The organism is Mesorhizobium sp. WSM1293 (assembly GCF_000513875.1).
GTDB classification, from domain to species: domain Bacteria; phylum Pseudomonadota; class Alphaproteobacteria; order Rhizobiales; family Rhizobiaceae; genus Mesorhizobium; species Mesorhizobium ciceri.
In genome coordinates this window covers 829925-842910 of sequence record NZ_AZUV01000001.1, presented here as the reverse complement: position 1 = coordinate 842910, position 12986 = coordinate 829925, and the positions used below count along the sequence as shown (strand labels likewise).

Here is a 12986-nt window from a genome sequence, read left to right as displayed (position 1 = left end):
CAGGATCAGATCATCGGCAGACGCGGATTTCCTCGACGATCCTGTGGTGATGGCGCCAATGCTTGACCAGTGCGATGTGGCAACGGTGGTGACGGTGGTAATAGCGCGGCCTGTAGCCGTTGTCATAGGCGTCGTACTGGTAATAAGGGCGATAGTAGCGATCGCCATAGTCGTAACCATTGTAATAATCGTCGCCGTAATAGTCGTCTGCATAGCCGCCAATGCCGATACTGATACGGCTGCGGGCGTCGGCGGGGGCGATCATCGCCGCCGCCGAAGCAATGGCGATAACCGAAACAAGCAGGAGCTTTTTCATAGCTGCCTCCTTTTCAAGGTTAGGCTAATATAACTGCCGAGTTGCAGCCTCGTTCCACAGATTCGTAAGATGTGACGAACAATGCAGACCGGGGCGCAGATGCCCAGGCGTCTAAAACAAGGCCCTCTCCAATGGCCCCGCCAGTGTCTCGGCAAAGCCCGTCGCCAGATGGTGCCTGTCACGAAACGCCAGCTTGCCTGATATGACGACGTGGCAGGTGGTCGGGCCGCAGAATTGGTTGGTGAGGTCGATGTAGCGGGTGTCGGGCACGCTGGTCACCACGGCGCGCTCGGTGGCGGCGGTGCTGTCGTTGGCGGCTTCGGCCCTTGGCGTGTCGCAGTGCGGCGAGGGTGCCTCGCGCCACCACAGGGTGCGCGCCACGCAGGAGCCGGCGAAGCTGGCGTTGATCGGCGTGTCGCGGATAACAGCCGTCTCGACACCGGCCCGGCTGAAGGCCTGCAAGGTCGAGCGCAGGCCGGCCTGCCAGCGCGCTACTTCGGCGGTGCGTTCGGCAGCGGACAGGTCGCGGGTCAGATTGCCGATGGAAAATTCGGAGATCACCACCAGGCGCGGCTTGCGGCGGATGATCTCTGATATGGCCTGCTCGCGCCAGGCGTCGCATTCGGTGTAGTCGCGCTTCAGCACCGTGTTGAAGGTGGAGAGCCGCGAGGCGCGGCACGATGATTTGAGGTAGGTGACCACCTTGGTGTCGTTGCGCCTGGCTGCTTCGATCAGCGGCGTCGACCAGTGGTCGGCGTGCGAATCGCCAAACAGCACGATGGTGCGGGTGGCATCGGCCGGGCCGAATGTGCAGGGTTTCGGCGTCACCGTTTGGAAGTCGGCCAGGCAGTTCTTGTCGACGGCCCGCGCGATGGAAGGTCTTTCGGCCGCCTGCTCGATGCCGCGCTGCTCGGGACCGATGTTGCGCGTGGCCAGATGCGCATTGGCGTAGGCGACCGCCACGCCGGCACCGGTCAGCGCCAGCGCGGGTGCGAGCGCGCGAGCGCCCACCGTCAGCCAGGCGCCGCGTCGTGCCGGGTTCTCGATGAGGTGATAGGTGAGCACCGACAGCGCCAGCGCCAGCACGCCGCAGCCCAGCCGCTGCGGCACCGTAAGATCGGGCGTCAGCATCCCGGCGTAGACGATGACCGGCCAGTGCCAGAGATAGAGCGAATAGGAGAGCGTGCCGATCCATTGCAAGGGCGGCAGCGACAAAGCGGTGGCCGGGCCAAGGACGTGCCGGTCGGTCCGCCCGTTGGTCTGTTCCCCGCAGCCGCCGCTCAGCAGCACCAGCACGGTGCCGGCAACCGGCAGCAGTGCATACCAGCCGGGGAAGGGCAGGTCCTCGCTCAACAGGCGATAGGCCGTCGCGATCAGCGCCAGGCCGAGCCAGCCAAGGGCTGGCCGCAGCCAGGTGCGGTGCTGCAGCAAAGCCATGGGGACCAGCGTCGCCAGGCCGCCGGCAGCGAACTCCCAGGCGCGCAGCGGCGAGAAATAGAAGGCCCAGGCCGGCGCCGCGCTGGTCAGCCACAGGCAGGCGGCGAAGGAGGCGAGGCCGACCACGCCGATCATGGCTGCGGCCGTTCGCCGGCCCGGCCGCAGCCAGGCGGCCAGCAGAAGCAGCGCCGGCCAGGCCAGATAGAACTGCTCCTCCACCGACAGCGACCAGAAGTGGATGAAGGGATTGCTGGTGGCGTCGGCGGCGAAATAGTCGAACGACCAGCGCAGCAGCCACAGATTGATGGCATAGGCGGAGGCAAACATGGCGCCGCGCGAATAGAGCGCCTGCTCCTGCGGCGCCAGGATGAAGTAGCCGGCGGCCAGCGTGACCAGGATGACGAACAAAGCTGCCGGCAGGAGCCGCCGCGCGCGCCTGGCATAGAAGCGCCAGAGGTCGAGCCGGCCGGTCTCGCCGATCTCCTGCATGAGATGGGTCGATATCAGCCAGCCCGAGATGACGAAGAAGATGTCGACGCCGGCAAAGCCGCCGGGGAGCGCGGTGAGGCCGAAATGGTAGGCGACGACGCCGCCGACGGCGAGCGCGCGCAATCCTTGTATGTCCGGCCGGAACGATGCTGCCACGACGGCTCCCTCGTGCAAGCCCAGCCCCTGTGCAATGTCGGCGGTGCAGGCCGATATCGCAATGCAACAAATTTATCGCAGTGCAACATGGCAGAAATGGGGAGATGGGCCGGGTGCCGGCCGGGCCGATCCTTGCGTGGCTGGCTTGTCTGCACACCTGCGGCAGACGCAAAACAGCCCCGCGCGGGGCTGTTTCTCATTCGGGTTGCTGGACTGCTACTTGCTGCCGCCGTTCGCTTTCACGCTGCTGCAGAATTCGGGATGGCTGTTGGCCGCAGTGGCGTCCTTCGCCTCGTCCTCGCAGGCCTTCATCATCGCGGTCTGGTCGTCCGGCGTAAGGGCCTTCCAGGCTTTCACGAAGTCGTCGTTGCTGACCATCGTCTTCATGCTGCTATCGGTGTAGAAGGGCTGCATCTTGGCTGGATCGTCGAGAGCCGACGTTTTGGCAAACGCCGCGCCGCCGACCATCGAAAGTGCCATGGCGCCCAAGCAGATCATCTTGATGTTCATGGGTACTCTCCTGTTGCTTTGGGATCGTCGAAGCAACGATCCATTGGAAAACGACAGGTTTGGGTGAAAGTTCCGGCATTTTTTGCGCAGAAAAGCCGAAACGAGGAAAAATATAGCCGAAAAACTTGAAACTTTCCCCGATTTTTCCCGTAGGAGGCGAGTTTATCGGGTCTCTCGTGCGAGACTGACCACCAGTCGATCGACGCTGGGGTCGTCGAGGCTGACGATATGGGCCATCTGCAGCGCCCGCTTCATGCTGACCCTGGTGACGTCCTGCCGCATGATGACCGGCACAAAGGCCGGCCCCGATCCTGTGAGGACGATCGCCCTGCCGACCAGAACCGGTTCGGAGATGGGAGCCCACTGTACGGTCATGATCGAGGGCTCGCTTGTCTGGCGGCGGTTGATGCCTGTGAAATAGATCCAGTTCAGGCGCGAGATCGCTACGCCGTAGTGGTTGCCGGGCATTCTGGCGCCACCCTGGCCATCGCCCGGGGCCCACCGCGTCACCCGCCTGAAGGTGACCAGCTCGGCCTCACGTCGCAGGAAGGTGACCGAGCGCATCAGAAGGTCGGGGCGGCCGGGAACCGAAAAATAGGTGAAATAAGTGCCGCCGGCGATGGCGGGCGACGGCGGCCGCACCATGTTTTCGTACAGTGCCTCGCGCAGCGATGCGTTGCCGTCGCCCTTGGCTGCGGGAACAGCCGGCTCGCGATACAGCTCGTTTTCGTCGATCTTGAAATAATCGCAGATCAGCCTGGCGGTGGCTTTGTTGGGCACTGCCTTGCCTTGCAGATAGCGCTCGAACTGGGTGCGATTGATGCCAAGCTCACGGCACACCGCGCTGACGGAAGCGTGGCGCTGGACCAGCCGCCTAAGATTGGCGGCGAGATTCTCGCGAATTGGCACGACATCTCCCCGACAGACGTACGGACCAGTACTCAAGCGATAGCTTATATACACTTGCATGCCGTGGCGCTGGCGCGAAGATGGACCTTTGGCCAATAGGCAACGATCCCGTAGAGCGTAGGCTGTACGATTCTGACAGTCCGGCTATGCAAGCCGCGTAAAGGGGCGTATTTCGGTGGCAAGAGCGACCTCGGATCGGCCTCTCGACATCCTGTAATGGAGGGCGGTTTGGATCATACCGGCCTGGTCGAGCTTCTGGACTACACGCAGGCGCAATTGACGAAAATCCGCCAGGCGGTCGCGGCAAGCGATCACGCCGGTGCCATGTTCACCATTGATTGCCTTGTCGGAGCGGCGGCCGAGCAGACGAAGTGCAAGCTTGCAAGCCTGGAGCATGCCGGCTTGCCGATCAGCAAGGATGGGCCGATCGGCAGGGATGGGCCGATCGGCAGGGATGGGCCCATAGAAGGCGGTGCGGCACCGCCCGGCAAAGCGACATCGGGCAAGCCGGATGCCGGCGGCAGCCGCTCCTGATCAGGCCGCGCCGATCTCGCCGATCAGCCTTGCATATTCGGCCTCGGCTTCGCCGTAACTGCCATTGGCGAGTTCCAGCAGCCCGGCGCGGTCGCGAATGACGATCTCGCCCCGTCTCGAGCGAATCAACGCGCGGCCTTCGAGCAATTGAAGCGCGACGGTGACGCCTGGCCGCCTGACACCAAGCATGATGGCCAGGAATTCGTGGGTGATGGCGAGATGTTCGCCGGGCACCCGGTCGTCGCACATGAGCAGCCATCGCGCCAGCCGCTCCTCGAGCTTCAGCCGCGCGTTGACGAGCGCGGTGCAGCCGGCCTGGGTTTGTAGTGCGTTGACGAAGCGCAGCAGGAACATGCGCAAGGTCGTACTTGCCTCCAAAGCTGCCTTGAAAGCGCCGGCTTCGATGCGGATCGCTTCGCCTTCGAGTTGGACAAAACAGGCATGCGGCGCACGGTCGTCGCCCATCACCAGGGAGTATCCCGTCATGCCTTCGAAGCCGATGAAGCCCACTTCGGCCTCTTGGCCGCTTGCCGTGCTGGCGACCACCGAACCAATGCCCTGTTCGATGAAGTAGACGGCCTCGATCGGAACATTCGGGGTCACCAGCATCATGCGCAATGGCAAGTCGCAGCGCTGCATGTGCGGCTCGAGCAACGCCAGATCATCCGCAGGCATGCGCCGCAGCAGTTGGTTTCGGTACGGATGGTTCCCGTCGGGATCAGAGTTTTTGTTGGGATCAGACATGGCGTGGCCCAATGCAGGGCAAGAGCCATCCAATCTCCCAGCCGTCCGTGCCCGTAAAAACGTGAGGACGATGGCCTATGTTTAGGGGCTCTGAACGCAGAAAGATATCAATGCGATATGAAATTCGAAGCACGGCGCCCCCCAACGCCTGTTCGCATATGAAAAGATCGGCCTGAATGTTAGTGTCGGAAACGTACCAAACGCCATTTGGTACAAAACCGACATATTTCACGAGAGCGCCGGATCACGCCGATAAAATCCGCTGGCCAATGAAAAGCGCCATGTCGCGCTGGGCCTGGGGACCGTTCGAAGAAGGGGGAGGACCGGGGGGAGAATTGTACGATAGTTACTGTGATGAAGGCCGATGTTGACTCTTGCTCAGCCCGATTTCATTTTTTGACCCACAGCGTCTAAAGCGCATCGCGTTTGATCCGATTTATGCGATGCGCTTTAGGGTCTTTGTTTATGCATGTCGTTCTCCCAAAGCCGAGGTCACCTTTGGACGACATGCATTAGAAAGTGGCGCTGCTCCGAAAGGGGCTTCTTATGTCGAGCCTTCGTAAGCGCAATCCCGGTCTCCATCCTTCCGATCTGCAACTGTGCCAGCGCGTCTTCGATCGGGTCTGCCTGGAGCGCAAATTTGATCGCATGTCGGGGGAGTCGGACGTGCAACTTCTGGCAGCCACGGTGTTTTCGCTGTTCCAGAATGGCTGCCGCAATGAAGGCGAGTTGCTTGAGAGTTTCAGGCGGACCCGCCAATGACCAAGGCCAGGATCACGTCCGCGGCACCGGCCGAAAACGAACCTTACGACGCTGCGGTCTTCGCCCGGAAATACGGCATGTCGCGGAAGGCCGCGGAGGTCGTGCTGTCCGCGAATGGACCGTCCAGAACAGCCTGTGACGCTGCCGCCCGCTCTTTTATGGAAGCGGTTGCCCGCAGAGCGAAGAGCAGCCATAAACACTGATGCTGCGCCTGGAGCGATTGCCGTCTCGCCGCCGACCCGCGGGCGCCTCCAATGCTACCTTCATCGAACACCGTGAGGCGTCAGCCTGCCGGGCCTGTCGGGCCGATCGGACCGGTCACTCCTGAAGTGGCTTGCTGCGCCGTCACGGCGGAGAGTTTCTGCCGTTTGAGCAGCATCGGCTTTTCATAGATCTTCTTCATGGTCACGGCCTCCCTCCGCAAAGTTCGATTGCGGTAGCGTCATCGCCGGCCGCGCTCCTGTCAAGCCGACCTGGTCGAGGGCCGGCCAACCCGAACGAAAATCCACGCCTCAATTCCTGTCGGCCGGCTTGGAACGCATGCGCGAAACCGTCTCGCGCTCGGCGCGTTTGGAGCGCAGCGGCGGCAGGTCGCGGTCGATCAGGTCCATGTCCTCCAGCACCATATCGCCCATGCGCTTGAAGGCGATGTCGAGCGCGCCGGCGCGGTGAGCCGAGCGCAGGAAGCCGGGCAGGGCGCGCACCGGATGGTCCCGCGCCAGCGGTTCTTCGGGGAAAACGTCGCTGGCGGCGACGATGTGGCCGCTCTTCACCGCCGCCATCAGCGCCGGGAAGTCCACCACGCCGGCGCGGCTGAGCAGGATGAAGGCAGCGCCCTTGCGCATGCCGGCAAAGGCGTCGGCACCGAGAAAACCCTGGTTCTCGCTGGTCACCGAGGCAACGACGAAGATGAAGTCGCTGGTCGACAGCACCTCGTCGAGGGAGGCCGGCTCGACGCCATTGTCGATGAGGATCGATGGCGGCAGCCACGGATCGAAGACTTTGGTGCGGGTGCGGAAACCCGACAGCAGCCGGTTGAGCGCCCGGCCGAGATCGCCGAAACCGATGATGCCGACATCGGCGCCAGACAAGAGCCGCGCCGTCTGGTTGCCGTCGCCGCCCCACAGTTCCTGTCCCTGGCGGAAGGCGAGGTCGGCATCGACGATGCCGCGGGCGAGATTGAGTGCCATCGCAAGGCCAAGCTCCGCGACCGGCTCGGCGAACACCAGGCCGGTGGTGACGACATGGATGCCGCGCGCGAACAACGTCTCGTAGGGCATGTTGTTGATGAGGTTGGTCTCGACATTGAAGACGCAGCGCAGCGCCTTCATCCGGTCGAGCGTTTCGGGCGATATGGGCGGCTGGCCGATGATATAGCGCACCTCGGCCAGCACGTCGGCCGGCAGTTTCGCGACGCCGTCAGCGGTCGTCTCGACGATGCGATAGTGCGCCTTGAGCCGCGCCAGCTGCCGGGCTGTGAAGATCAGGTCGAGCGTGCGTGGTTCAGGCGCACTGATGACCAGCGGCAAGGCGCTGTTGGACATGACTATTCCCTCTGTTCCCCAATGGCCAAAATACCTTGGATGAAACGATTTACAACATCGCGCGGCCGAGGAGCGCGCGATTGGCGCTGGGATGAGGTGCCCTGTCGGAGCCGATATGTGCCGGCAATGCAACAGTGAAGAATCGTTTGACCGCGATGGCGTGGATACGACGTAAGAACCAGTAATGGCACAATTGACACGGGGCTGGGAATTGGTTCTGCTGGCGCCGTATCAATTCGGAGGGCACTTTACAGTGAAGAAATACGAGAAACCAACCTTGCAGAAGCGCGACAGGCTTTCGGGTGTCACGGCCCAGACTGCCCCATCGACACCTCCGCCGGCCGTCAGTGATTGATTGGCGCCTGACGCATTCGCCTGACAAGGGCAATCAATAGCGGCAATCGATAGGGCGCGACTGGTCGCGCCCTATCGCATGTTGGCCATGGGCGCCTGCTTCTGTCCCAGATGCCGGACCTTACGGCCGATGATCATCAGCTGGCGCGCGGTGTTGTTGCGCAGGCGCCGCACGCGCCATTCCAGCCCGGTGTCGGCGGTAATCGACTTGGCATAGTAACTGACCCGCATGCCATCCTCATCGGCAGCCACCTTGACCGGGTCGTCATAGAAGGCGTTGATCTTGTCAGCCGCCATGCCTGGAGTTTCGAGCCAGCGTGGAATGTGAACCGAATGGAGCTGATCGACATCGGTCATCACGCGGCCGATGCCGACGCCCGGCGTCGGACACGTGGTACAGAAAGCATCGCCGATGAAGATGACCCCGTCGCGGCGATGGCCTTGCGTCGTGCTCAGACTGATCTGCCTGACCTCGACAGGACTCGCGACTTCGAAGTTGCCGCATCGCACGGCTATTTCGGGCATCAATTCGCAGAGCATCTTTTGCGGCTCCTGGCGGAACGCCCGCGTCCACGGCTCGGCCACATTGCGATAGAGGAACATGTTCGCCCGCATCTTGTCGCCGAGGGGAAAGATGCTGATGTAGGCGATACGGTCGGCGGCCCGCCTGCTGTAGCAGGTGACGGACTGATGACCGAAATCGCTGGGCGAGATGGCGAGGTCGAATCCCATCGACAGTGAATGCGCCTTCGATTGCTCGATACGCTCGACGCCGACGGCGCGCCGCACCGCCTCGCCGTGACCGGTTGCCACCACCAGCAGGCGGGCATCGATGACGGTGCCGTCGGCCAGCACAAGCCGCTGCCGGTCCGGTCCAGTCGAGACTTCGGTTACCTTGCCGACCGTCAGCGGCACTTGCGCAGGCAAGGTGTCGCGCAGGCCATTGATCAGCGCGCCATAGGAGAATGTGAATTCAGCCTTCTTCTCATGCGCGAAGAACTGGCCGAGGCGAAACACATGCGTGTCGGTCGTGGAGGTGACGAGACGCTTGAGTGTCGCATCGAGGCCGAGCTTTTCGAACAGCAGCATCTGGTCCATGCCGATCTTCTCGGCCCGGAATTCCTCGTGGTGGACGCGGTGCGGATCGATCAGCGCCACCTTGCGGCCGGCTCGTCCCAACAGAATTGCCAAGGTCGTGCCGGCCATTCCGGCACCGACGATCGCCACATCGACTTGGGCCGGGCCAGCCTCTGACATACTCATTTTGCTGCTCTTTCTGATGGCAACGGCGCGTTTCACAATCTCCGGTAGAAAATATCTTCCGGACCTAAATCAACCGCAAGCAACCGGCGCGCGTGCTTGGTAGTAACCAATGTTTAGGTTAATCGCGGGCCCGCTGCTTCCAGCGCGGTGCGATCGCCGAGCCATCGATGAACTCAAAGCCGCCAGCCTCGTTGAGCGTGTGAAGTTTACGCCCACTCCATAGCGCACCTGGATTTAAGATGGTTTCAACGACCTGCTCCATGCCGATCAAATCAAGGTGAGAAATGCGTGCGATGCCAAGCGCCGCGCCATAGCTCCTGCGGCAGTCCTGGACCGGGCGCAGCAGGTCATTGCCGCGCCTGACCATGCGGCCGGCCGGCCGCGCCGAGGCGATATCGATCAGCACGGGATTTTTGGGGTGCGGCGTCCAGGGGCCGCGAAAATCCGGCGCCGACCACAGATGCAGCGCGTCGGAGAAGGCGCCGCCGCCGTCGCGGACGGTGGCGAACAGCCACCAGGCGCCGCCATGCTCGACAAGCGTGGCGTCGCTGGCGACGACACCGGACAGAAGCGTCGCCTCCTTGACCCATCCGCCGGGAAAAGCTGTGGCCCGGTAGAGATCGACCGTGCCGTTGGCGCAGCTTTCCGGCACCATCCAGACCTCGCCGTCGCGCTCGAAGACGAAGGGGTAGGAGAGATGGTAGGGCAGCTCCAACACCGGTTCAGGCCTTCCGAGCGGGCCTGCCGGGCCGAAGGGAACGGCGGAGATGATGGCTTTGCCGAGCCGATGGATATAGTCCTCGACGAAGAGGGTCAGCTGGCCTTGGTAGAGGATGGGGAACGGATCGGCGTAGAAGCGGCTGCCGTCGTCCGGCAACTCTTGCCAACCCGACGCCGGATGCTCGCGCAGCTCGAACAGATCGCGGCTCCCGGTTTGCCGCCAGCCGACCTTCCAGTGCGGCGCGTTGTAGCAAAGGTGATAGATCTTCTGGATGATCCGCCGCGCCAGCGCCTTGCCGGCCCTGACCCCAAGCTTGCCCGCCGAGGGCATTGGCGGCGGGCCACCCACCTGCGCCGGTTCGGGCAGATCAGGCACGGACTTTGCCGCGCCTGACATGGCAGCTATGATCAGGCTTGCTGTGCGCGCCAGCATATCCTGGAAGGACGCCAGCGCGATGCCGCCATATTCGGTGCCCAGACGCCCGGCGGCGATCGCAACGCCGTTCTCCTCGATGCGGGCAAGCGGCGTGCGACCTGCGAGGATCAGGGCCAGCAAGGCCGCTTCGCCGCTGGCGCCGTCATAGGTGACGCGCCAGATCCGTGTGTTTTCCAGCCTGACATCGCCGCAGAGGTCGATGACCAGGTCAGGCGAAGCGGGGGACTGCCGGTAGGGCGCGAGCGCCGAAAGCGGCACACGCTTGGCCAGTCCATCGTGGGACAGTCCGTGGATCGCCGTTTCGAGTTGAAACAGGGCCGCGGCGCTGCGCGGAATGCCGCCGCCCGCCGGCCTGACATCGACGGACAGTTCGACGTCTTCGAGCGCGGCGAGGCGCTCCAGCAGCGTGACGTGAAAGGCGCGGACGCAGTCGCCGTCCAGGCGGAGGCTTATCTGCATGTTGGAGGTCCGAAAAGGCGGTGCCCGGCCTTGCCGGCCAGGCCGGTCCGGTCAAATTGTAACCCCATCTGCATTCGTCTCCGCTCGCTGCGTAGCCAACACCTCGATATGTATATTTTTAAGCAAACCGCGTGCCAAAATTCACGTCACCTCTCAACATAATTAACAATGTTTTAACAGTTGGAGGAATAGCTAGGTTAGCGCCGCAAACTGATCTTGCCGGCATATGGAGTATTGTCGGAGGCAGCCATGCAATCATCCCTGCCCATGGTTCCTCAGCAACACTCCCCGGATCCGGCACGCGCGGGATCATATGCAGCCTCCACTGTCGAACTGGGCGATCTGAAGCGCATCCTGGTGCGCCGCCGGTTCTGGATCTTCGGCACCGTCGCACTGCTGACGCTGGTCGCCCTGCTCTACGGCCTTTTCACACCGGCGCTCTACAGCTCGGCGGCGGAAATCCTGATCGATCCGCAGGACCTGCAGGTGGTCACCAACGACGTCAATCCCAGCCGTATCTCACCCGATGGCGGCATCACGCAGGTCGAGAGCCAGGTCAGCGTGGTCCAGTCGACAGGCGTGCTGATGCGGGCGATCGCGGCGACAAACCTGACGCAGGATCCGGAATTCAATGGGCAGGGCTTGCTGTCGCGCCTGCTCGGTTCGGCATCAGCCGAAGGCGACAGGTCGGTGCAGACACTCGACGCGCTGCGCCGGCGCCTGGCGGTGAAGCGGGCCGACAAGGTCCTGGTCCTCGACGTCATCGTCACCGCCAAGAGCGCCGACAAAGCCGCCCTCCTGGCCAACGCCATCGCGCAGGCCTACCTGGTCGACCAGGCGAGCGCGCGCGCGAAAATGGCCAAGGACGCTTCCGAGTCGATCACCGCGCGGCTGGACGAGCAGCGCAAGCGCGTCCAGCAAGCCGAAAACGCCGTCGAAGCCTACAAGTCCGCCAACAACATGGTGATGGCGGCAGGCAATCTGGTCAGCGACCAGGAACTGACCGAGATCAACACGCAGCTTGCGACGGCGCAGAGCCGCACCGCGGCGCTGAAGGCGCAGGTCGACCAGATGCGCCGGCAGAGCGGCACGCCGGACGCAACTTCGGAAGCAATGCGCTCGGCGGTGATCTCGAGCCTGCGGGCGCAAGAGGCGACGTTGGTCGACCAGGTCTCGCAGCTCGGCACGGAGTTGGGGCCGCGTCATCCCTCGCTGATCGCAGCCCAGCAGCAACTGCGCGACACGCGCCAGCTGATCGCGCGCGAACTTGGCCGCATCGCCACCGCCACCGAGACCGACTACGAACGGGCGCTGGCCAACCAGCAGGCGCTGGAAGCCAAGGTCGCCGGCATGAAGAGCAAGTCGCTCGACACCGATCAGGCCTCGGTGCGGCTGCGCGAATTGCAGCGCGACCTCGAGGCGCTGCGTTCCGTCTACTCGAACTATCTCCAGCGCGCCCAGGAGACGCGCGAGCAGATCAATGTCGACAGCACCAATGCGCGCATCATCTCCAACGCCATGCCCGCCTTGAAGAAGAGCTGGCCGCCTCTGCCGCTGCTGTTGCTGGGCGCGATATTCGGCGGCCTTGGGCTCGGCACCGGTCTGGCGCTGATCGCCGAATATTCCTCGCCGACGGTGCTTTCCAGCGCCCAGATGCAGTCGGCCATCGACGCGCCGGTGCTGGGCGTGGTGCCGGCAAAGTCAGACACAGGCCGGCGCTGGTGGCCTTTCGGCGGGGCGCGCGCCGCCGCCTCCAGCCAGAAGACCGATGCCGTCGTCGGCCTTGCGCTGAGGCGCATGTTCAGTTCGGGCCAGCGTCCGGCGGACTGGCCGCTGGTGCCTTCCATCTTGGTGACATCGTCGCCGGGCGAGGGCGCGCAGCGTAGCCGGGTGGCGCGGCTGCTGGCCAATGCCGCGGCATCCAGGGGCAGCCGTGTGCTGTTCATCGATGCCAATGCTGGCGGCGGCGGCCAGAAGGATCCGCAGCCGGGGATCCTCGATGTTCTGCGCGGCGAGTACGCGTTCGAGGCCGTTAGCCATTACGCCGCCGGCAGCAACGTTGCCGTGCTGGGCAGGGGCCGCTCAAAGGCGGTCTTCCAGGAAGCGCATGGCATCTATTTTGCGCAGCAGATGCTGGCGCGGGCCAGCCGGAGCTTCGAGCTCGTCGTCATCGACGGTGGCGCGCTGGCCGACAATCTCAATGCCTCGCCGCTGGTCGCCATGGCCGACGAGATCGTGCTCGTCGCCACGCTGAACGCCACCCCGATGCGCGACGTCACGACGACTTCGCAGGCGGTCTCCGTGATGGGGCGCCTGCCGACAGCCGCCTTGCTGGTCGACGAGGCCGCCTGAT

At 63.5% G+C, this 12986-nt stretch carries 12 protein-coding genes; 3 read left to right on the top strand and 9 right to left on the bottom strand.

Annotation, left to right across the window (positions count from 1 at the left end):
• Window positions 1-10: 10 nt before the first annotated feature.
• From M729_RS0104220 to M729_RS0104205, 4 genes are all read right to left on the bottom strand, one after another.
• Window positions 11-316, bottom strand: coding sequence for a hypothetical protein (locus M729_RS0104220; protein ID WP_027160843.1), 306 nt, complete (start codon window positions 314-316; stop codon window positions 11-13).
• A gap of 111 nt (window positions 317-427) precedes the next feature.
• Window positions 428-2398 carry an acyltransferase family protein gene (locus tag M729_RS0104215; protein WP_027160842.1) on the bottom strand — a complete coding sequence of 657 codons (1971 nt, stop codon included), beginning with the start codon at window positions 2396-2398 and terminating at the stop codon, window positions 428-430.
• A gap of 216 nt (window positions 2399-2614) precedes the next feature.
• Window positions 2615-2908, bottom strand: a complete 294-nt coding sequence (locus tag M729_RS0104210) for a hypothetical protein (RefSeq protein WP_013530594.1) — start codon at window positions 2906-2908, stop codon at window positions 2615-2617.
• A 162-nt stretch (window positions 2909-3070) separates the two neighbouring features.
• Window positions 3071-3817, bottom strand: coding sequence for a helix-turn-helix transcriptional regulator (locus tag M729_RS0104205; RefSeq protein ID WP_027160841.1), 747 nt, complete (start codon window positions 3815-3817; stop codon window positions 3071-3073).
• Window positions 3818-4045: 228 nt separating this feature from the next.
• On the opposite strand from M729_RS0104205, the gene M729_RS0104200 reads away from it, so the two are divergent.
• Entirely contained in the window at window positions 4046-4351 is a 306-nt protein-coding gene (locus tag M729_RS0104200) for a hypothetical protein (protein ID WP_082827579.1), read from the top strand.
• Here M729_RS0104200 and M729_RS0104195 read toward each other — a convergent pair whose 3' ends face one another.
• Entirely contained in the window at window positions 4352-5095 is a 744-nt protein-coding gene (locus M729_RS0104195; RefSeq protein ID WP_027160839.1) for a Crp/Fnr family transcriptional regulator, read from the bottom strand.
• A gap of 519 nt (window positions 5096-5614) precedes the next feature.
• On the opposite strand from M729_RS0104195, the gene M729_RS0104190 reads away from it, so the two are divergent.
• Window positions 5615-5857 carry a hypothetical protein gene (locus tag M729_RS0104190; RefSeq protein WP_198032077.1) on the top strand — a complete coding sequence of 81 codons (243 nt, stop codon included), beginning with the start codon at window positions 5615-5617 and terminating at the stop codon, window positions 5855-5857.
• A 283-nt stretch (window positions 5858-6140) separates the two neighbouring features.
• On the opposite strand, the gene M729_RS1000000136875 is transcribed toward M729_RS0104190, so the two are convergent.
• From M729_RS1000000136875 to M729_RS0104165, 4 genes are all read right to left on the bottom strand, one after another.
• Window positions 6141-6260, bottom strand: a complete 120-nt coding sequence (locus M729_RS1000000136875) for a hypothetical protein (RefSeq protein WP_013530600.1) — start codon at window positions 6258-6260, stop codon at window positions 6141-6143.
• A gap of 109 nt (window positions 6261-6369) precedes the next feature.
• Window positions 6370-7401 carry a hydroxyacid dehydrogenase gene (locus M729_RS0104175; RefSeq protein ID WP_024501745.1) on the bottom strand — a complete coding sequence of 344 codons (1032 nt, stop codon included), beginning with the start codon at window positions 7399-7401 and terminating at the stop codon, window positions 6370-6372.
• A 426-nt stretch (window positions 7402-7827) separates the two neighbouring features.
• Window positions 7828-9018, bottom strand: coding sequence for an NAD(P)/FAD-dependent oxidoreductase (locus tag M729_RS0104170; RefSeq protein ID WP_027160838.1), 1191 nt, complete (start codon window positions 9016-9018; stop codon window positions 7828-7830).
• Window positions 9019-9136: 118 nt separating this feature from the next.
• The gene (locus tag M729_RS0104165) at window positions 9137-10633 is read right to left on the bottom strand and encodes a hypothetical protein (RefSeq protein ID WP_027160837.1); all 1497 of its coding nucleotides are present in this window, start codon (window positions 10631-10633) and stop codon (window positions 9137-9139) included.
• Window positions 10634-10882: 249 nt separating this feature from the next.
• Between M729_RS0104165 and M729_RS0104160 the strand changes: the two genes are divergently transcribed.
• The gene (locus M729_RS0104160; RefSeq protein ID WP_024501742.1) at window positions 10883-12985 is read left to right on the top strand and encodes an exopolysaccharide transport family protein; all 2103 of its coding nucleotides are present in this window, start codon (window positions 10883-10885) and stop codon (window positions 12983-12985) included.
• Window position 12986: the final 1 nt, after the last annotated feature.

Coding starts and splice junctions, on each gene's coding strand:
- M729_RS0104175 (WP_024501745.1), bottom strand. CDS start 7,401: ATGTCCAACAGCGCCTTGCCGCTGGTCATCAGTGCGCCTGAACCACGC.
- M729_RS0104170 (WP_027160838.1), bottom strand. CDS start 9,018: ATGAGTATGTCAGAGGCTGGCCCGGCCCAAGTCGATGTGGCGATCGTC.
- M729_RS1000000136875 (WP_013530600.1), bottom strand. CDS start 6,260: ATGAAGAAGATCTATGAAAAGCCGATGCTGCTCAAACGGCAGAAACTC.
- M729_RS0104210 (WP_013530594.1), bottom strand. CDS start 2,908: ATGAACATCAAGATGATCTGCTTGGGCGCCATGGCACTTTCGATGGTC.
- M729_RS0104165 (WP_027160837.1), bottom strand. CDS start 10,633: ATGCAGATAAGCCTCCGCCTGGACGGCGACTGCGTCCGCGCCTTTCAC.
- M729_RS0104195 (WP_027160839.1), bottom strand. CDS start 5,095: ATGTCTGATCCCAACAAAAACTCTGATCCCGACGGGAACCATCCGTAC.
- M729_RS0104220 (WP_027160843.1), bottom strand. CDS start 316: ATGAAAAAGCTCCTGCTTGTTTCGGTTATCGCCATTGCTTCGGCGGCG.
- M729_RS0104160 (WP_024501742.1), top strand. CDS start 10,883: ATGCAATCATCCCTGCCCATGGTTCCTCAGCAACACTCCCCGGATCCG.